Source organism: Rhizobium pisi (assembly GCF_003938655.1).
In the GTDB taxonomy this organism is placed as follows: Bacteria; Pseudomonadota; Alphaproteobacteria; order Rhizobiales; family Rhizobiaceae; genus Rhizobium; species Rhizobium pisi.
The window spans coordinates 129317-148847 of sequence record NZ_RJJT01000016.1; the positions used below are offsets into that span (position 1 = coordinate 129317).

Below are 19531 nucleotides of genomic sequence, written 5' to 3' on the forward strand. Positions count from 1 at the left end.
CATCAAGAGAACTTATCCATGAAACTCTCGAAACAATTTCCGCTGAATGCGCTGCGCGTCTTCGAGGCCGCCGCCCGGCTCGGCAGTTTCACCAAGGCGGGCGACGAACTCGGCATGACGCAGACGGCCGTTAGCTACCAGATCAAGCTGCTGGAGGAGAATGTCGGCGAGCAGCTCTTCCTGCGCCGGCCGCGCCAGATCGCATTGACCGATACCGGCGAGCGGCTTGCGCCGAAGGTGACCGAAGCCTTCGCCCTGCTGCATGACGCGGTGGCGACGGCGCGCGACAGCGTCGAGGGCACGCTGGCCATCAGCTCGACCCATACCTTCGCCTCGAAATGGCTGGCGCCGCGCCTCGGCTCCTTCCACCTCAAACATCCGGCGATCGCGGTGCGTTTTCAGGCGACCTCCGACATCATCGATTTCACCCGCGAGCAGATCGATGTCGGCATCCGCTGGGGTGACGGCGACTGGCCGGGACTGACGCTGCACCGGCTGATGGGCCTGGAATTCACGCCAATGTTGAGCCCGAAGCTGGCGGAGTCGAAGGGTGGCATTCGGGAGCCGCGCGATCTTCTGAAATTCGACCTCTTCGACGCCGGCGACCCCTGGTGGAAACAATGGTTCGAGGCAGCCGGCGTCACTGAGACGGATCTCGACCAGCGCCCGCGCAACCAGCTGGGCTCCCAGGCCGTGGAAGCCGATGCGGCGATGGCCGGCCATGGCGTCGCCATCCTCAACCCGGCCTTCTATGCGGGCGAGATCGCGCTCGGCCGGCTCTACCAGCCCTTCGAACTCACCCTCAGCGACGGCAAGGCTTATTGGCTGGTCTACCCCGAAAACCGCCGCAACGTGCCGAAGATCAAAGCTTTCCGCAACTGGATCCTCGATGAGATGAGCCTAGCCGGAAAAGATGCGACAACGAAGAGCTAGAGATCGGACTCGGCACCTGGCCGGGCCCGATCTTTGGTCCTGTTTCAGTAGCCCATCTCCGGCGCATAGAAGCAGCGCGGCGTATCCTCGTTCGGGAACAGACAGAGATGATAGTCGTTGTCGCCGGATTGCATCGCCTTCGTCATCGGCAGCAGGAAGACGTGGGCATGCGTGACCAGCCGGTGGTCGCCCGGCAGCAGCGTCACACGATACCCGCCTGGCGTCACCGCCACGCTTTTGGAAGGGATCATCTGGCAGTCGCCATTATGACTGTCGCCATTGCAACAATAGGGGTCATAACTCCACCCCGAAGGTGCGTCGTGAGCCGTCGCCAGCGACGCATACGCAATCATCACACACGTCAGAATACTGCGCATGAGCATCTTCTCCGTCGATGAATGCGCCGCCGATATCCAACGGTTCTTATTTTATTCCGGCGGCCTGCAACATAACTGTAATCTAGCCACTACGGTTTCAAGATCTGCTCAATGAGCAGATCAAGTATAAGCCGGAGATAATGCACAGTCTTCTCGGCAGCTTTTAGGCACGCAATAGGGATCGACGATGCGGTCGCGGCCGGCAGCCTTGGCCTTGCCGCCGTTGCAGAAGCCAGGCGCATGTGCAGTCCTGCAATCTCCTCTTCCCTCCCCGCCAAAATTTCCGCAATGTCGCGAGTCGGAGGAAGATAGGGGAACTCGATGTATGAATATGCCATAGCATGGGAATGGCTGGCCTTCGCGGCACGCTGGTTCCATGTCATCACCGCGATCGCCTGGATCGGATCGTCCTTCTATTTCATCGCGCTCGATCTCGGCCTGGTGAAACGCCCGCATCTGCCGCCCGGAGCCTATGGCGAGGAATGGCAGGTCCACGGCGGCGGCTTCTACCATATCCAGAAGTATCTGGTGGCGCCCGCCCAGATGCCGGAGCACCTGACCTGGTTCAAATACGAGAGCTACTTCACCTGGCTTTCCGGCTTCCTGATGCTCTGCATCGTCTACTACGGCGGCGCCGACCTCTTCCTCATCGATCGGCACGTGCTCGACATCACCCCGCCCGTCGCGATCCTGATCTCGCTGGCATCGCTTGCCTTCGGCTGGATCGTCTACGACCTGCTCTGCAAATCCCCGCTTGGGAAAAACACCTGGGGACTGATGGCGGTGCTCTATGCCGTGCTCGTCTTCATGGCCTGGGGCTACACGCAGCTTTTTACCGGCCGCGCCGCCTTCCTGCATCTCGGCGCCTTCACCGCGACGATCATGTCGGCCAACGTCTTCATGATCATCATCCCCAACCAGAAGATCGTCGTTGCCGATCTCATTGCCGGCCGCACGCCCGATCCCAAATACGGACAGATCGCCAAGCAGCGTTCGCTGCACAACAACTACCTGACGCTGCCCGTCATCTTCTTCATGCTGTCGAACCATTATCCGCTGGCCTTCGGCACGCAGTTCAACTGGCTGATCGCCGCGCTGGTCTTCCTGATGGGCGTCACCATCCGCCACTGGTTCAACACCACGCATGCAAGGAAAGGGCGGCCGACCTGGACCTGGATCGTCACCGTCATCCTCTTCATCCTGATCATGTGGCTTTCGACCGCACCGAAGCTGCTGACCGGCGAAACGGATGCGGCAGCCGTCGCACCCGCCTTCCAGCAATTCGCCGGCGATCCGCACTTTCCGGCCGTCAAGCAACTGGTCTCGACGCGCTGTTCCATGTGCCATGCGGCCGAGCCGGCCTATGAGGGTATCGTGCGGCCGCCGAAGGGCGTAATACTCGAAAACGACGCGGAAATCGCCGCTCATGCCCGCGAAATCTATATACAGGCGGGCCGCAGCCATGCCATGCCGCCCGGCAACGTGACCGATATCACGCCTGATGAACGCAAGCTGCTCGTCGCGTGGTTCGAAAGCGCAGTCGAAGGCAAAAAAGAATGACGACAACACTCCTGCGCGGCCGCCTCCTATCCTTCCATCGCGCGCCGCTTGGTCTCACCGACAGCCAAAGCTACCTCTACGAGGAGGACGGCGGCCTGTTGATCGAGGACGGGCTGATCGCGGCTGCCGGCCCTTATGCCGAAGTCAAGGCAAAGGCGGCCGAGGGCACGGCCGAGATTGACCATCGCCCGCATCTGATCATGCCCGGCTTCATCGACATGCACCTGCATTTTCCGCAGATGCAGGTCATCGCCTCCTATGCCGCCAACCTGCTCGAATGGCTGAACACCTACACCTTTCCCGAGGAATGCCGCTTCGTCGAAAGCGCCCATGCTCAAAGGATCGCCACGCATTTCTATGACGAGCTGATCCGCCACGGCACGACGACGGCGGTCGCCTATTGCTCCGTGCACAAGACCTCGGCCGACGCCTTCTTCGCCGAGGCGATGAAGCGCAACATGCGCATGGTCGGCGGCAAGGTGATGATGGACCGCAACGCCCCGCAGGGCCTGCTCGACACGCCCGAGATGGGGTATGACGAGACCCGCCAGGTGATTTCGGACTGGCACGGCAAGGGCCGCAACCATGTTGCCATCACCCCGCGCTTCGCCATCACCTCGACGCCGGCGCAGATGGAAGCGACATCGGCCCTCGTCCGCGAATTTCCCGACCTGCACATCCAGACGCATCTTTCGGAAAACCACGACGAGATCAAATTCACCTGCGAGCTCTATCCCGAGGCGATCGACTATACCGACATCTACGCCCGCTACGGCCTGCTCGGACCGAAAAGCCTCTTCGGCCACGCCATACATCTCTCCGAGCGCGAAGCCGATGTGATGAGCGAGACCGGCGCCGTTGCCGTCCACTGCCCGACCTCGAACCTTTTCCTCGGCTCCGGCCTGTTTCCGCTGAAGGCGCTGGCGCGCCGCGAAAAGCCGGTCCGTATCGGTGTCGCAACCGACATCGGCGGCGGCTCCAGCTATTCCATGCTCAGGACCATGGACGAGGCCTATAAGATCCAGCAGTTGCTCGGCGAGCGCCTGAACCCGCTGGACAGCTATTACCTGATGACACGCGGCAATGCCGAGGCGCTGTCGCTGGTCGACCGGATCGGCACGCTGGACCCCGGCACCGAAGCCGATCTCGTCATCCTTAACGCCGTCGCGACCCCGGCCATGGCGCTGAAGATGGAAACGGTCAAGACGCTGCCCGAGGAACTCTTCCTCTTGCAGACCATGGGCGACGACCGGGCGATTGCCGAAACCTATGTGGCCGGCGTCGCATTGAAAGCAGGGCTTCGATGACATCCTCATTGCTCCCAAAATGGGAGCGTGACATGGTTTCGACATGAGGGTGACCGCCCGTCGCACCCTAGCTGAATTTGTCGAAAGCCCTGACGGCCAAAGACGGCCGAACAGGAATGAGTTGAAACCCATCCGCAATGACGATGATTCGCCCTCCTGCCGTTGAAGCAGCTTTGGGGAGCGAACGACGGTTCGCCCAAAGCCGAAAAGCTCGATATTCTGGCAACGCTTATCGACGTCTATGAAACAGCGCGATACCCGATCGACCTGCCCGATCCGATCGATGCCATCCTCTTCCAGATGGAACAACAGGGGCTGATGCGAAAGGATCTGGAACCCATTCTCGGTAGCCGCGGACGAATAGCCGAAATCCTCAACGGAAAGCGTGCGCTTTCACTCGAAATGATCCGGCGGTTGCATGGACATCTCGGCATTCCCCTGGATATTCTGATCCAACCGATCCGATAGCTGCGTTCAGATGTGAAGGTTCCTTTCATGGCCACTCCGCTCACCATCGAAGATCTGAAAAAACTCGCACAGCGCCGTGTTCCCAAGATGTTTTTCGACTATGCGGATTCGGGCGCCTGGACGGAATCTACCTATCGGGCGAATGAGAGCGATTTCAGCCAGATCAAGCTGCGCCAGCGGGTTTTGGTCGATATGAGCAACCGCTCGCTGGAAACGACGATGATCGGCCAGAAAGTGTCGATGCCGGTGGCGCTGGCGCCGACCGGCATGACAGGAATGCAGCATGCTGACGGCGAGATGCTGGCGGCGCGCGCGGCGGAAGAATTCGGCGTTCCCTTCACCCTGTCGACCATGAGCATCTGCTCGATCGAGGACGTCGCCTCGGTGACGACGCGACCCTTCTGGTTTCAGCTTTACGTCATGAGGGATAGGGATTTCGTCCTCGATCTCATCCGTCGCGCCAAGGCTGCCAAATGTTCGGCGCTGGTGCTGACGGCCGACCTGCAGATCCTCGGCCAGCGCCACAAGGACCTCCGCAACGGCCTCTCGGCGCCGCCGAAATTTACCCCGAAGCACCTCTGGCAGATGGCGATGCGGCCATTCTGGTGCCTTGATATGCTGCAGACGAAGCGCCGATATTTCGGCAACATCGTCGGCCATGCGAAAAATGTCGCCAACGTCGCCTCCGTGTCCACGTTCGCGCACGAGCAATTCGACCCGCAGTTATCCTGGTCGGATGTCGCCTGGATCAAGGAACAATGGGGCGGCCCGCTGATCATCAAGGGCATACTCGATCCGGAGGATGCCAGGGCGGCCGTCGATACCGGCGCCGACGCGATCATCGTCTCCAATCACGGCGGCCGCCAGCTTGACGGCGCCCCCTCCTCGATCAGCATGCTGCCGAAGATCATCGATGCCGTCGGCGACCGCATCGAGGTTCACCTCGACGGCGGCATCCGCTCCGGCCAGGACGTGCTGAAGGCCTTGGCACTCGGCGCGAAAGGCACCTACATCGGCCGCCCCTTCCTCTATGGGCTCGGCGCCATGGGCAAGGAAGGCGTCACGCTGGCGCTCGGCATCATCCGCAAGGAGATGGACATCACCATGGCACTCTGCGGCAAGCGCGACATCAACGACGTGAACTCGTCGATTATCGACGGGCGGCAATAAACTGCAGCGCTGACAGAGAATAGCGGTGCGTCGGCCACAAAGGCGACCGGCTATCTCACCCAGCCCGCTGCCAGCGCGCTCGCCCAGTCGGCACGGCCCCTTTCGGCGGCCAGTGCCGACATCGCCTTATGGTCATAGGCGACCGTTCGGAACTGCCATATCCATCCGGCCGCCGTCTTTTCCAGAATGGCATAACTCGCCAGGGGATGGCCGACTTCCACCTTGTGGTAGTAGGGCAGCTCGTCGTCATAGGCCGCGCAGCCGACGCTGCCGGGATTGACGATCAGGCGACCGTCGGAAAGCCTGATAGCGCGCGGAAGGTGGCTGTGGCCGCAAAGGATCAGCGGCAGGTCGATGCCCTCGGCCAGTGCCTCGATCGCCTCGATCGGCTTCAGGAAGACGAAACCCTCCGGCGAAACAGATTCCAGCCAGTAAAGATTGTCGTCCTTCGGCGTCGCATGGCAGAGATAGACCTCACCGCGATAGACAGTATCGAACGGCAGGCTACGAACCCAGTCGAGATGCGACGGCGACAACTGACGATAAGCGGCGGCATCCGAGGCATGCATGGAGGCCGGATCCTGTTCGATCAGGTATCGGTCGTGATTGCCGCGCACCGAGGTCATGCCGAGCGGCATCAGGATATCAGCCGTCCGGCCGGCCTCCAGTGGCCCGCTGAAGAAGTCACCGAGATTGACGATCTCCTCGATGCCCTGCGCGCGAATGTCATCAAGCACTGCCTCGAGCGCCAGGTGATTGCCATGGATATCGGCGATTGCGGCAAAACGCATCTAACTGCCTCGATAGGTGGAATAGCCATAGGGCGAGATCAGCAGCGGCACGTGGTAGTGCGCCGTGATATCGGCGATACCGAAGCGGATGGGCACGAGATCGAGGAAGGCCGGATGCGGCAGCGGCGTACCGCAGGCTCTGAGATAATCGCCGGCGTGGAAGACCAATTCGTAGGTCCCGACGTGGAAATTCTCGCCGACGAGAATCGGGCCGCCGTCGACCCTGCCGTCGGCATTGGTCACAACCGTCGTCAGATGCATGCGGATATCGCCGTCGAGCCGGAAGAGATCGATCCTCAAGCCCTCGGCGGGCTTGCCGAGAGCGGTATCGAGAACATGCGTGGTCAGTCCGGTCATAGGGCTGGCTCTTTGATGATGAAGGGGGTTTCGAAGAAGAATTCCTCCAGATTGTTGCCTGGCCCGTCGCGGTCGACGACCAGGAAATCGGAGGCTTGGCCGAGCGCCATCAGCGGATGATGCCAGACATTGCGGCCGTAGTTCACGCCCTGGTCTCCGCGCGCGCGAAACACCTGCGGCCTGCCCGGGCGTCCGTTCTCATCCTCCGAGACGACGACGAGAAAGGGACGGTCCGAAATCGGCGAAAAACTCTGGCTGCCGAAGGGATGGCGCTCCATCATGTCGACATCATAGGGAAAGCTGCGCGGCTGGCCGCGAAAGAGATTGATGATGACGCGCGCGCCCTCGCCCGTCGCTTGCGCCACGGCCAATGCGTGGAAACGCTCGGTCGTGCCGCCGTTGATGAGCCGCATCGAGGCCGGATCGGCCTCGATCACCTCGCCGAAAGGAGCAAAGGCGGATTTGGTGAGTGGGCGGATGTCGAGGTATTCGGACATGGTTTCACTCGCCTTGGGCATGCCAGTAGCGGACAGTATCGATTGCGGAAAGAAGCTCCGGCAGCGTGCGATAAGTCGCCTCCCATATCTCCGATGGATTGAGATCGAAGACGTCTTCGAGGATACGGTTGCCCGTGCCGCAGATTTTCGTCCATGGCAGTGTGGGATGCTCGGTCGCAAATTCCGGATGCGTCACCAACAGGCGAGACGCTGCAGCACCGATGGTGAAATGGCAGAAGGCAACCGCCTTGAAGGTGAGCTTGTCGCCGGAAAACGCCGTCTCGTCCATTCCGCCGATGAAAGACAGCGCCTCTGATGCCGCTTCATACATTTCATTGAGATAGTCGATGGCGCGCCGCTCTTTCATTCAGCCTCCGGCAGCATTGATGTCAGGCGCAGCAGCGCGATCCGCTCGACCTGAGCAGCCGCGGTCGCCAACTCGTCGTCCCTGTTGTTGCCGATCCGCGCTTCGAAGGCCGACAGGATATCGTCCTTGCCGAGCCCCTTCACGGCGATGATGAAGGGAAAGCCGAATTTTTCGACATAGGCCGAGTTGAGTTCGGTGAAGCGGGCGTGCTCGGCCGGGCTCAACCGGTCGAGCCCGGCGCCGGCCTGCTCCTTGCGGCTGTCCTCGGTGAGTTCGCCAGCGATAGCCAGGCGCCCGGCAAGGTCGGGGTGAGCCCGCAGCACGCCGAGGCGCTCCTCTCGGCCTGCCGCGCGGAAGACGGCGGCAAGGGCCGCATGTACGCCTGATGCCGTCAGCGGCTCCTTCACGCTGCCGGCATCATAGGCACGCTCGGCGATGAACGGCGAATGTTCGAAGACGCCGCCGAAGCGGGAGACAAAATCCTCGCGCGACAGCATCAGAGCGCTTCCGGCTGATGGTGTTTGTGCCAGTGCTCGGCGATCTCGATGCGGCGCGGAATCCAGACCTTGTCGTGCTTCAGCACATATTCGATGAAGCGCTTCAGCGCCGCCGCGCGGCCGGGGCGCCCGACGAGGCGGCAATGCAGGCCGACCGACATCATCTTCGGGCTGCCGTCCTTGCCCTCCTCATAGAGCGTGTCGAAGGCATCCTTGAGATAGGTGAAAAACTGGTCGCCTGAATTGAAGCCCTGCGGCGTCGCGAAACGCATGTCGTTGGTTTCGAGCGTGTAGGGAATGATCAGGAAAGGCTTCCCGTCGACGCCCTTCACCCAGTAAGGCAGGTCGTCGGCATAGGAATCGGAGGAGTAGAGGAAACCGCCCTCCTCCTGAACCAGCCGCAGCGTGTTGTCGGAAGGCTTGCCCTGGTACATGCCGTAAGGCCGCTCGCCGGTGAGTTCGGTATGCAGGCGCACGGCTTCGAGGATGTGCTTGCGCTCCAGATCCTCGGGAAAATCCTTATATTCCAGCCAGCGGTAGCCGTGGCTGGCGATCTCCCAGCCGGCCTCCTTCATGGCGGCGACGGCCTCAGGGTTGCGGGCCATCGCCAGCGTCACCCCGTAAACGGTTGCCTGCACCTTGAGATCGGTGAACATCCGCCAGAGCCGCCAGAAACCGGCACGTGAACCATATTCGTAGATCGATTCCATGTTGAGGTTGCGCTGGCCCGGCCAGGCCGCCGCACCGACGATCTCCGACAGCAGGTTTTCGGAAGCCGGGTCGCCGTCGAGGATCGAGCTTTCGCCCCCCTCTTCGTAATTGATGACGAACTGCACGGCGATGCGTGCCTCGTCCGGCCATTTCGGATCGGGCGTCTGACGCCCATAGCCGACGAGATTGCGCGGATAAGTCTCGGATACCATCAAATCACCTTCTGAAAAGACGAGGAACGGTATCATCCGCAGCCGGAATGTCGAGACGGAAACTGCGCAACGGAATTTTACCGTTGCAGAACAAATACTTAGTGCGGAGATTTTCAGGCGATCTTGCGTGCGCTGACCTTGCCCATCGGATGCAGAGAATGAACGCGGAAGGGACCGCCGGTGCCTTCCTCGATCATCAGCGCCACGTTCGAAACCATGATCGGCTCTCGCAACACGGGCTCGAAGATCGTCCGCAGCGCCGGCTCGATGCGCGGCATGTCGATCGCGTTGATGGGGCCTGTCACCGGCATGTGGAAGCGGAATTCCTCCATCACGTAAGGATGGCCCCAGCGATGCAGATTGGCGAACTGCGCTGCCGACAACCCGTCCGGATCGCTGCGCTCGATGTCGGCTTCGCTGAGCGGCGCACGGAAACGGTCGAATTCCTGCACGATCGCCGAGGCGAGATACTGGATCTGCTCACACGGAATGTTCGGTAGCAGGCTGTAGAAATTGCCGAGCCTGGCGACTTCGAGACGCGGCATCCGGAAGGGAAGGACGGTTCCGGAGAAACGCATAAGATCGCGCAGGAGTTGAGATTCCGACACATCGGAAGACAGGTGGAACGGCGCCTTCAAAACACCGTGAAAACCATAGCGGCGCGGCACGGCAGTATGGAAGGCGATCTCGTGAATGCCGAGGCCGCGAACGGCCGGAGGCTCCGTCACATCGCCGGAAAACACGTTTCGGCCAAGCCAATTGGCGGCCACGAGCGACAGCGGGTCGCTCGCCGGAGGCGTGAAGCAAATGGCATAGCGCATGCAATTTCCTCCATCAAGGAAGTGAGCGCCATTTGTGTCAGGCGCTGTCGATGCGCAAGCAGATAGGTGATTTGCATGACAGAATAACGAAGCAGAGCAGCGAGAAATTCACGTTTAACGTGAAGCCACCGCGATGTGGCCTGAAATCGCGAAGCTTTCCGGCAGCAAAAATCCGCAATGTTCATCGCCTGCGATACAAACCGCCGCCTCCGCCAATCGATGCGCAAGGCCGAAGCTGACCTTGAAGCCGCCGGTGAGCGCGATCAGGCGCGGGTGATCGGGGTGGGAGCCGATCATCGGATCGCGGTCGATCGCCTTCGGGCGAAGCCCCGCCCATCGCTCGACGACAGGTGCGCTGCGAAGCGCCGGCACGATACCGCGCGCCGCCTCGATCAGCGCGTCGAGCTGGGCATCGGTCGAAAAGGGATCGTCGAAACGGTTCTCGCTGGTGCTGCCGATCGCCGCATGTCCCCCCTCATGCGCGACGATGTAGAGCCCGTCGAGAAAGATCGTTGGCAGCGCCGGGTCGATATCCACTTTCAGCAGCGCCGCCTGTCCCTTCACCGGTTGGCCGAGCGGCTGTGTCAGCCCCGGCGTCAGATCCCGCAGCAGGGGAAAGGACTGATGACCGGCAGCCAGGATGCAGTGACGGAAGGCAATGGATTCGCCGCCGATCTCAGCCATGCCCCGATCGGGATCGAGACCGGCGACGACAGCATGTTCCATGATGCGCACATGTTTTGCCCGCTGGAGGAAGGCGATCAGCACTGAGATCAACGAGCGGGGCGCAACACGGCCGGCGAGCGTGTCGTGCACGAAGCCGCTGTCGCCGGCTAATGCCTCGACCCAATCGTCTACATCGGGCCTGTCGAGCACATGCCAGTGGAAGCGGCGCTCGCCTGCCCGCCAATGGCGTTCGGCATCCTCGGAATGGCCGCGTGCTATGCGGTTGAGATGCGGCTTCGGGAGCGGGATCAACCGCCCGGACCTGGCATAACCGGCGGAAAGCCCGGTCTCGGCTTCGAGCGCTGCGATGTCTGCTTCGAGCGAAACCAGCGCATCGAACTGGAACTTCTTCTTCTCCGACCACCGATCCGGCATATGCGGCATCAGCGCGCCGAGCAGGCCGCCGCTTGCACCTTCGCCCAACCTGCCGGCGTCGGCGATAAGGGTACGGATGCCCCGGCGCTCGGCATGGACGGCTGCCCAGAGACCCATGATGCCACCGCCGACGATCAGTAATTCTGAGGACGATTGACCTGAGACCGGCGCCGGACTATCGGCTTTTTCCATGACAGACGTGAATCCCGATCAGATTGGCGCGGGCGCGCCGCAGCCGCTCGAATGGCGCAACGGCGATATGCCCTATTCCACGGCCTTTGGCGACCATTTTTATTGCCAGACCGATGGGCGGCTGGAATGCGGCCACGTCTTCCTCGCCGGCAACGGCCTGCCGGAGCGCTGGAACGGGCGGCAGGAATTCGTGATCGGCGAACTCGGCTTCGGCACCGGCCTGAACTTCGCCGAGACCTGGCGGCAATGGAAGCTCCAGCGTGCGGGCGGCCAGCACCTGCATTTCATCTCCTTCGAACTCCACCCGATGCGCGGTGAAGAGATCGGCCGGGCGCTCTCGCACTGGCCGGAGATCGACGCCGAGCGCGAGGTGCTGACGGCGGCTTGGCCGCAAACGCCGGCCGACACCGTCACGCTCGACCTCGATGCCCAGACCAGGCTCAGCGTCGTCTGCGGCGCTGCACTCGGCGGCGTCGCTGCGGCAGAGCCCGGCTTCGACGCCTGGTATCTCGATGGTTTCGCCCCCTCGCGCAACGGCGACATGTGGTCGGAAGAACTGATGCGCCGCGTCGCCGAAAAGACCGCAGTCGGCGGCACCTTCGCCACCTATGCCGCAGCCGGCTTCGTACGCCGCAATCTCATCGCCGCCGGCTTTACCGTCGAACGCCGCAAAGGCTTCGCCGGCAAACGCGAAATGCTCTGCGGCGTCAAGCCACTCGCCCGGTAGAGTTTGCCGGCGTCACTCGACTGAGATCAGTAGCTGGTGTGCCCCGGCTGCTGCTCGTCCTTGCCGAGCCATTGCCGGATCTTCTCCTCCAGCAGTTCAGGGCTGATCGGCTTCGACATGTAGTCGTCCATGCCGGCGTCCAGGCAGAGTTCGCGGTCGCTTTCGAGGGCATGGGCGGTGACGCCGATGATCGGCACGCGATGGCCCTGCCCCTGTTCCCGTTTCCGGATCACTCGGGTCGCTTCATGGCCGTTCATGACGGGCATCGACACGTCCATCATGATGATGCGCGGCGTGTGCTGCTCCCAGGCGGCGACCGCCTGCTCGCCATTCTCGACGACGAGGAAGGAAAGGCCGGTCCCCTGCAGGATTTGCGTGAAGACGATCTGGTTGACCTCGTTGTCCTCGGCGACGAGCACGTCGACGAATTCGGCCGCACGCTTCTGCGGCACAACTACAGGCGCTGGCGCCGGTACGGCCGCTTCCGCCTGCAGCCGGGCGATCTCGGCTTCCGAGGCTTGCTTGACGCGACGGGCGCGCACGACTTCGACGACGGTGTTGCGCAGCACATTGGCGCGCGCAGGCTTCATCAGATGCGCGTGGCCGTTCAGCGCGGCAAATTCCTTTTCCGTGCCCGAAATATCCATCGACGTCAGGAAGATGATCGGCAGCTCGACGAAGCGGGGATCGGCGCGCAGCCGGCGCGCGACATCGGCGCCGTTCATATCGGGCATGTGATAGTCGAGCACGACGGCGTCGACGGTGATGCCGAGATCGGCCGCCGCCTCCAGGATGGCAAGGCCGGTGCCGCCGCCCTCGGCGGCCACGCCGTCAAAGCCCCAGAGCGAAAGCTGTTCGGTGAGGATGCGGCGGTTCACTTCATTGTCGTCGACGACGAGGATGCGCGCGCCCTGCACGTTGATCGGCAGCGGCTTCGGCTCAAGACGGGCAGCGGCCACCGCGAAGGGCAGGTTGACGGTGAAGATCGAACCCTTGCCCCATTCGCTGTCGACATTGAGATAGCCGCCGAAGAGATCGACGAGGCCGGCGGTGATTGCAAGGCCGAGCCCCGTTCCCTCATGCCGGCGGGTCGAGGAGGCGTCGACCTGCGAGAACTTGTCGAAGACCGATGCGAGCTTTTCGCTGGGAATGCCGATGCCCGTATCTTCGATGCGGATGCTCGCCATGATCTCGCCGCCGGCGATCGTCTCGAAGCCGACATCGACGAAGACATGCCCGCGCTCGGTGAATTTGACGGCGTTGCCGACCAGATTGGTCACGATCTGGCGGAAACGCCCGGCGTCTCCGATCACGGCGGCAGGCAGATCCGGCGCCGCCCGCACCAGAAGCTCGATATTCTTCTCGGCGGCATGCGAAGACAGGAGCGTCGCCACGTCCTCCACCGCTTCGGTGATATCGAAGGCGGCTTTCCGCAGTCTCATCTGCCCGGCATCGATCTTCGAGAAATCCAGGATGTCGTTGATAATAGTCAGCAGCGCATTGCCCGACTTGACGATGATGTCGATGAAGGTCTTCTGGCGCGTGTCGAGATTGGTCTTGGCAAGCAGTTCCGCCATGCCAAGCACGCCGTTCATCGGCGTGCGGATTTCATGGCTCATATTGGCAAGGAATTCGGATTTGGCGCGGTCGGCCGCTTCGGCGCGCGACAGAAGCTCGCGCAGGTCCTCCTCGCGGCTCTTGAGTTCCGTGACGTCGGTGAAAAGCGCCACCCAGTGTTGTCCGCTGCTGACGGTCGCATCCATGTTCACCCAGCGCTCGCCGCCGACATGGAAGACGGTGGAAATCGGCTGCCTGGCCGCGATGTTGGCGCGCCACTCCTGCAGGATCTCGTCCGCAGCATCGTGGAAATCGCCGCGCGCCGCGCAGAATTCGAACATGCCGAGCCAACCCTGACCGGGCTCGATATAGTGAGGCGGGATTTGCAGGATGTCGGCCATCGCCTCGTTGGACATCTTGATGACGCTGTCCTGGACGATGGCGATGCCCTGCGACATCGCATGTGTCGCATCGCGCATCATTTCGCCGAGCCGCTCGAGTGCGGCGCGCGTCTCGTGGATTTCCATTTCCCGCTCCCGCACCGCCGAGATGTCGGCATAGGTGAGCAGGATGCGATCGTTGGAGATGCGGCGGCTGTCGAAGATGACCGATTTGCCGCCTGCCCAGCCGAGTTCGATCGGCTCGGGCTCTTCGGCCTCGAAGAGATGCTTGCGGAAAGCGTAGATTTCCTCCGGCGTCTGCGTGCCGTCGTAGCGCCCGAGCTCGTCGTTGCGGCGGATGACGTCGAGGAAAGGGCGGCCGTCGAAGCGGTCGTCGAGCGGCAGTTCCCAGATGCTGTAGAATTCGTCGTTGACGTAGAGAATCTGGTGGTCGTTATCGAGGATCAGCACGCCGACCGGCAGCGACCGCAGGATGCTCTCGATATCCCGATGCAGTATTTCTTCCTGCTTGCGCGACTCAATCAGCGCCTTCTCGCGTTCCTTGAGGGGCGAGATGTCGGAGAAGGAGCCGACGACATAAGTTCGCCCCTCCGCCGTCATGACACGGTTGACGCGTGAGATGACCGGATAGATGTGGCCGCTCTGGCTCGGCATCTCGCTCTCGAGTTCCACCGATATGCCGTGCTTCAGCGCCAGCAGGTTTTCCTGGTAGATCGCCTCGCCACCTTCCGGCCCGAACATTTCATGTTCGGTCATTCCCAGATACTGTGAGCGGGAATTGCCGCTGAAGGTCTCATAATACTTGTTGGCATAGACCAGGCGGTGCTCGTCGTCGCGCACGAAGACTGCAACCGGCAGGTCTTCAAGCACAGTGCGTAGAACGTCGAGTTCATTGACGCTTTCGCCCCAGGCTGAATCGCCGGCGGCAGCAGGCTTCGCGCCGTTGCGATAGCTCGCATTGACGATCAGCGGGCGTCCGTCTTCCGCAAAAATGCCGATTGGATGATCGAGTTTTTCCAGCGCCTCACGCACGCGGGCGAAATCGGCGGCAATCCCAGGGTTGCTCACAATCCCAGGGTTGCTCGCAATCCCGGGGTTGTTAACAATCCCCTGGCCGCCGATGGCCAGGCGCGGCTGTTCGCGTAGTTCGAAAATGCCGAGCACATAGGCCCGATCCGGCGACGGAGAGAAGCTTTCGATCTGGATGCGCTCGTGATGGCGGCCTGCGGCATCGAAGCAGATGGCGTTTTCCTCGGTGCCGAACACCAACGCGCGGCGTTCCTTGTCCTCGCGATCCTCCTCTTCGGGACGATCGAAGAGCTCGCGGCTCCGCCTGCCGATGAAATCGGAAATCTCGCGGCCCAGGAAATCGGCATAGGCCTCGTTGACGGCGACATAACGCAATTCGCTGTTCTTGACATAGGCCGGGGTGTCCAGATCAGCGATCCGGCGGCAAGCCAATTCCAGAAGTTCCCCGGCTGCTTTCAAGAAATTGTCGCTCCCGCAATAAATGAAATATCGACTACAAAGACCATAACGCCAAGGCTTTTAACAAAGTTTTAACCATAAATTTTGGTGGCGGAATTTTGCAAGCCGGCTTACCAAGCTGAAGATGTCTCACATTGACAGTCCGGGCTTGCACGAGCCTGAAAGGCCGGCGCAACCGGCGGAATCCCAGCTCCGACCTCATGCCCTTCTAAGCCGGTATCCGTTGAAATCATGACGAAAATTTAATGCGGGAAGCGCTTGCGCGGCCATCTCGCCGCCGCGATCCGGGCCGAGCCTCGACATGGCTTTATGGAAGCCACCATGAAAGGAAAATACCATGTCCGTTCTTCATAAGACCATGGCAACGGGCCTGATCGCGCTGACCTTTGCCGGCGCCTCGCTCGCCACTGCCACCACCGCAGATGCCCGTCCGCGCGACGCCTTCTGGGGCGGCCTTGCCGCCGGCGTCGTCGGCGGAGCCTTGCTGTCCGAGGCTGCCCGTCCCGCCTACCCCGTTTATCCTGCCTACCCCGCCTACCCCACGTATCGTGCATATCCGGTCTACCGGACCTATTACCGTCCGTCCTATTGCCATCTCGAATGGCGGCATGACGATTGGGGCGATCCCTACCGCGTCAAAGTCTGCACGGAATAGAGAAACCGCATCCGGCGCCGCTTGACCTCCCGGCGGCGCCGGGCCAATCCTCCCACAGAGGGAGGATCAGCATGCCGGAACCGCTCAAGAACCTGCTGCATGAAGGGCTGGTCGGCGATATGGCCGATCACCTTGCCGCCAACGCGCCTTCCTTCGATCGGGATCGTTTCGCACATCTGGCGACCGACGGCCTTGGAGCCCTGGAACTGATGGAGCGCTCGGCCCTGATCCGCGACGCGCTATTTGCCACGCTTCCCGATGATTTTCCCGAGGCAGCCGCCATTCTCAAGGCAAGCTTGCCTGCGGTCGGCAAGGCCGGGCTTTCCGGCTGGATGCTGCTGCCGGTCAACCAGTTCATAGCCGCCCGCGGCCCCGATCATTTTGATCTCGGTCTTGATCTCCTGAAGGCGCTGACGCCGCATTTCACGGCCGAATATGGCATCCGCCCCTTCATCGATCGCGACCAGCAGCGTGCGCTTGCCATCATCTCCGGCTGGGTCGGCGATCCCGACCGGCATGTGCGCCGGCTGGCGAGCGAGGGAACGCGGCCGCGCCTGCCCTGGGCCATGCGCCTGCCGCAGCTCGTGAAAGACCCGGCGCCGATCCTGTCCATCCTGACAGCGCTGATGGATGATCCGGAGGATTATGTGCGCCGTTCCGTCGCCAACAGCCTGAACGACATCGCCAAGGATCATCCGGATCTGGTCGCAGCCTTCATCGGCGGCCACATCGAGGGCGCCTCCCCCGAACGCCGCTGGCTGCTGAAGCACGCCTCGCCCACGCTTCTGAAGAAAGGACACGCACGGGCTCTTGCCAATTTCGGCTTCGGCGCGGCTGCTTCGCTCGCATGCGAACTGCGGCTTGCGAAGGACGAAGTGCTCTTCGGCGAAGGGCTGGATTTCGAAATCCGCGTGACGAATGCCGGCGAGGCCACGCAATCGCTGATGATCGATTACGCCATTCATCACGTGAAGGCTGACGGCTCGCTCTCGCCCAAGGTCTTCAAATGCAAGACGATCTCGCTCGCGCCCGGCCAAAGCCATGCAATCGGGCGCCGCCACGCCATGCGGCCGATCACGACGCGGCGCTATTATCCCGGCGAGCACCGCATCGCCATCCTCGTCAACGGTGCGGAAAGCGCATCGCAAAGCTTCGTGCTTGTCATGCCCAACTAAATTCCACCGGAGGCTTTCTTGTGCACTGCACTTGACTTTCCACGCGAACTGGCCCAAATGCAGCTCAGCTTTCACCCTTCCGGCCGCCGCGTGAGCGTGCCCCTGCTAGAAAATACGGACGCAGGAAGAAGGGACAAAAGCGCAATTCGATAGAGCGCCGCACTCCCAAGAGCGGCCAGAAGCGCTGGAAAGCTTTTTCCAACTCACAAGTTCCCACTTCACGCGGGGTTCTTGACGCCAGAATGAAACCGGATCGCATGGTGCGTTCCGGCGATAGTCATTGTGGCGCCCCGAAAGGTTATACCTTGACTAATTTTGAATCGCTTGGTGTCTCCAAGCCGATCGTCGCCACCTTGTTCCAGCTCGGCATCGAAACGCCGACGCCGATCCAGGAGCAAGCCATTCCTCTCCTCCTCGAAGGCCGCGACCTGATCGGCCTTGCCCAGACCGGCACCGGCAAAACCGCCGCCTTCGGCCTGCCGCTCATCGAAAAGCTGCTTGCCGACGAGCGCCGCCCCGACAACCGCACGACCCGGACGCTGATCCTTGCGCCGACCCGCGAACTGGTGAACCAGATCGCCGATAACCTGAAGAAGTTCATCCGCAAGTCGCCGCTGCGCATCAATGTCGTCGTCGGCGGCGTTTCGATCAACAAGCAGCAGCTGCAGCTCGAAAAGGGCACCGACGTCCTCGTCGCAACACCCGGCCGCCTGCTCGACCTCGTCAATCGCCGCGCAATCACGCTGACCACCGTCCGTTTTCTCGTGCTTGACGAAGCCGACCAGATGCTCGACCTCGGCTTCGTGCACGATCTGCGCAAGATCGCCAAGCTGGTGCCGAAGAAGCGCCAGACCATGCTCTTTTCGGCCACCATGCCGAAGGCGATCGCCGATCTCGCCGGCGAATATCTCGTAGATCCCGTCAAGGTCGAAGTCACGCCCCCGGGCAAGGCTGCCGACAAGGTCGAGCAGTACGTCCATTTCGTCGGTGGCAAAAACGACAAGACGGAACTGCTCCGCAAGTCGCTGACAGAGAACCCCGATGGCCGCGCCATTGTCTTCCTGCGCACCAAGCATGGTGCGGAGAAGCTGATGAAGCATCTCGAAAACATCGGCTATTCCGTCGCCTCGATCCACGGCAACAAGAGCCAGGGTCAGCGCGAACGGGCGCTGAAGGCCTTCCGCGATGGCAGCATCAAGACGCTGATCGCGACCGACGTCGCCGCCCGCGGCATCGACATCCCGGCCGTCAGCCACGTCTACAACTACGACCTGCCTGAAGTGCCCGACGCCTATGTTCACCGCATCGGCCGCACGGCGCGCGCCGGCCGCGACGGCATCGCCATCGCCTTCTGCGCGCCCGACGAAGCCAGGCTGCTGCGTGACATCGAGCGCCTGATGGGCATCGACATCACGGTCGCCAGCGGCGAAGCGCCGGCCAATATCAGCGGCGGCGGCCCCCGTCGCGGCAACGGCAATGGCAACAACCGCAACCGTGGCGGCGGCCAGGGTCGCGAAGGTAATGGTCGCGGCGAAGGCCGGGGCGACCAGAACCGCTCCGAGCATCGCGGCAACCGCCAGGAACGCCGCCCGCGCCGTGAAGGCGAAGGTAGCGAAGTCCGCGCCGGCGGCGAGGAGCGCCACGAGCGTCGTCCACGTCCCGAGCGCACCGCCCGCAACGAGGATTTCCGCGGCCAGCGCCGCGGCGAAGCGACCCCGAATCTTGGCCCCGACAACGACCTGGTCTCGACCTCCGACTTCCGCCCCTCGGCAAAGCCGCAGCGTCCTGCGCATCAAGGCGCCCATGCCAATGGCGAACCGAGCGGCCATCACCGCGGCAATAACCGCCACGCCCACGGCCGCCCGGCCCGCAAGCACGGCGAAGACCGCGGCCCCCAGCAGGCCCAGGGCGGCGAACCGCGCCGCGAGGGCAATGGCGGTAACCGCCGCGGTGGCTCCGGCTCCCGCAATGGCGGCCAGCGCCGCGAACGCGCCTGATCATCGATCGACTGAAAATCAGAAAGGCCGGGTTCTCCCGGCCTCAGACTGCTGACAAACCCGTCGATTTTTTCGGCGGGTTTTGCTTTTTTGGCGATAGGATTCTTTGCCGGTCGTGTTGGCAGAGGGCGAAGAAGGAGGTTTCGGCTTACGCCGTGGCCGGTTTTGGT

20 protein-coding genes are annotated in these 19531 nt (G+C 62.1%); 9 read left to right on the plus strand and 11 right to left on the minus strand.

What is annotated here, in order from left to right; translation table 11 throughout:
• Positions 1–18 precede the first annotated feature (18 nt).
• Complete coding sequence (locus EFD55_RS22405) at positions 19–933, plus strand: LysR substrate-binding domain-containing protein (protein ID WP_125847500.1); 915 nt, start codon at positions 19–21, stop codon at positions 931–933.
• Positions 934–977: 44 nt separating this feature from the next.
• Here the strand turns inward: EFD55_RS22405 and EFD55_RS22410 are convergent, their stop codons facing one another.
• Positions 978–1310: a hypothetical protein gene (locus EFD55_RS22410; RefSeq protein ID WP_003565666.1), complete on the minus strand. Its 333-nt coding sequence runs from the start codon at positions 1308–1310 to the stop codon at positions 978–980.
• A gap of 321 nt (positions 1311–1631) precedes the next feature.
• On the opposite strand from EFD55_RS22410, the gene puuD reads away from it, so the two are divergent.
• From puuD to EFD55_RS22430, 4 genes are all read left to right on the plus strand, one after another.
• Positions 1632–2870, plus strand: a complete 1239-nt coding sequence (puuD, locus tag EFD55_RS22415; RefSeq protein WP_125847502.1) for a urate hydroxylase PuuD — start codon at positions 1632–1634, stop codon at positions 2868–2870.
• Positions 2867–4177 (plus strand): guanine deaminase, encoded by a 1311-nt coding sequence (gene guaD, locus EFD55_RS22420; RefSeq protein WP_125847504.1) that lies wholly within the window; start codon positions 2867–2869, stop codon positions 4175–4177. The genes puuD and guaD overlap by 4 nt, the downstream gene beginning before the upstream one ends.
• Positions 4178–4339: 162 nt before the next feature.
• Positions 4340–4645: a helix-turn-helix domain-containing protein gene (locus EFD55_RS22425; protein ID WP_312860843.1), complete on the plus strand. Its 306-nt coding sequence runs from the start codon at positions 4340–4342 to the stop codon at positions 4643–4645.
• 27 nt (positions 4646–4672) lie between these two features.
• A complete protein-coding gene (locus EFD55_RS22430; RefSeq protein WP_125847507.1) occupies positions 4673–5815 on the plus strand; it encodes an alpha-hydroxy acid oxidase in 1143 nt (380 codons plus the stop codon).
• Positions 5816–5865: 50 nt separating this feature from the next.
• On the opposite strand, the gene EFD55_RS22435 is transcribed toward EFD55_RS22430, so the two are convergent.
• The 8 genes from EFD55_RS22435 to EFD55_RS22470 all read right to left on the minus strand — a co-directional run bounded on the left by EFD55_RS22435 (position 5866) and on the right by EFD55_RS22470 (position 11361).
• Positions 5866–6606 (minus strand): metallophosphoesterase family protein, encoded by a 741-nt coding sequence (locus EFD55_RS22435; RefSeq protein ID WP_125847509.1) that lies wholly within the window; start codon positions 6604–6606, stop codon positions 5866–5868.
• Entirely contained in the window at positions 6607–6963 is a 357-nt protein-coding gene (gene uraH, locus EFD55_RS22440; RefSeq protein ID WP_125847510.1) for a hydroxyisourate hydrolase, read from the minus strand.
• The gene (locus EFD55_RS22445; protein WP_125847512.1) at positions 6960–7460 is read right to left on the minus strand and encodes an ureidoglycolate lyase; all 501 of its coding nucleotides are present in this window, start codon (positions 7458–7460) and stop codon (positions 6960–6962) included. Before EFD55_RS22445 ends, uraH begins: the two co-directional genes overlap by 4 nt.
• Positions 7461–7464: 4 nt before the next feature.
• Complete coding sequence (locus EFD55_RS22450; protein ID WP_125847514.1) at positions 7465–7827, minus strand: HepT-like ribonuclease domain-containing protein; 363 nt, start codon at positions 7825–7827, stop codon at positions 7465–7467.
• On the minus strand, positions 7824–8324 hold the full coding sequence (gene uraD / locus EFD55_RS22455; RefSeq protein ID WP_125847516.1) for a 2-oxo-4-hydroxy-4-carboxy-5-ureidoimidazoline decarboxylase: 501 nt from the start codon (positions 8322–8324) through the stop codon (positions 7824–7826). Before uraD ends, EFD55_RS22450 begins: the two co-directional genes overlap by 4 nt.
• Positions 8324–9247 (minus strand): allantoinase PuuE, encoded by a 924-nt coding sequence (puuE, locus tag EFD55_RS22460; RefSeq protein WP_125847518.1) that lies wholly within the window; start codon positions 9245–9247, stop codon positions 8324–8326. Before puuE ends, uraD begins: the two co-directional genes overlap by 1 nt.
• A gap of 113 nt (positions 9248–9360) precedes the next feature.
• On the minus strand, positions 9361–10068 hold the full coding sequence (locus EFD55_RS22465) for a DUF1045 domain-containing protein (protein WP_125847520.1): 708 nt from the start codon (positions 10066–10068) through the stop codon (positions 9361–9363).
• Between the two features lie 114 nt (positions 10069–10182).
• Complete coding sequence (locus EFD55_RS22470) at positions 10183–11361, minus strand: NAD(P)/FAD-dependent oxidoreductase (protein WP_125847522.1); 1179 nt, start codon at positions 11359–11361, stop codon at positions 10183–10185.
• Here EFD55_RS22470 and mnmC2 point away from each other — a divergent pair.
• A complete protein-coding gene (gene mnmC2, locus EFD55_RS22475; protein WP_125847524.1) occupies positions 11360–12088 on the plus strand; it encodes a tRNA (5-methylaminomethyl-2-thiouridine)(34)-methyltransferase MnmC2 in 729 nt (242 codons plus the stop codon). The two genes, EFD55_RS22470 and mnmC2, sit on opposite strands and share 2 nt — an antisense overlap.
• A gap of 26 nt (positions 12089–12114) precedes the next feature.
• Here mnmC2 and EFD55_RS22480 read toward each other — a convergent pair whose 3' ends face one another.
• Both EFD55_RS22480 and EFD55_RS33270 read right to left on the minus strand, forming a co-directional pair.
• Positions 12115–15534, minus strand: a complete 3420-nt coding sequence (locus EFD55_RS22480; protein ID WP_125847525.1) for a response regulator — start codon at positions 15532–15534, stop codon at positions 12115–12117.
• Positions 15535–15732: 198 nt separating this feature from the next.
• Positions 15733–15873 carry a hypothetical protein gene (locus EFD55_RS33270; RefSeq protein WP_165504853.1) on the minus strand — a complete coding sequence of 47 codons (141 nt, stop codon included), beginning with the start codon at positions 15871–15873 and terminating at the stop codon, positions 15733–15735.
• On the opposite strand from EFD55_RS33270, the gene EFD55_RS22485 reads away from it, so the two are divergent.
• The 3 genes from EFD55_RS22485 (at position 15872) to EFD55_RS22495 (ending at position 19361) form a co-directional block, all read left to right on the plus strand.
• Positions 15872–16189, plus strand: coding sequence for a hypothetical protein (locus EFD55_RS22485; protein WP_125847527.1), 318 nt, complete (start codon positions 15872–15874; stop codon positions 16187–16189). The genes EFD55_RS33270 and EFD55_RS22485 overlap by 2 nt on opposite strands.
• Positions 16190–16260: 71 nt before the next feature.
• Positions 16261–17364, plus strand: coding sequence for a DNA alkylation repair protein (locus tag EFD55_RS22490; RefSeq protein ID WP_125847529.1), 1104 nt, complete (start codon positions 16261–16263; stop codon positions 17362–17364).
• Between the two features lie 257 nt (positions 17365–17621).
• Positions 17622–19361 carry a DEAD/DEAH box helicase gene (locus tag EFD55_RS22495; RefSeq protein WP_125847535.1) on the plus strand — a complete coding sequence of 580 codons (1740 nt, stop codon included), beginning with the start codon at positions 17622–17624 and terminating at the stop codon, positions 19359–19361.
• The last annotated feature ends 170 nt before the right edge of the window (positions 19362–19531 follow it).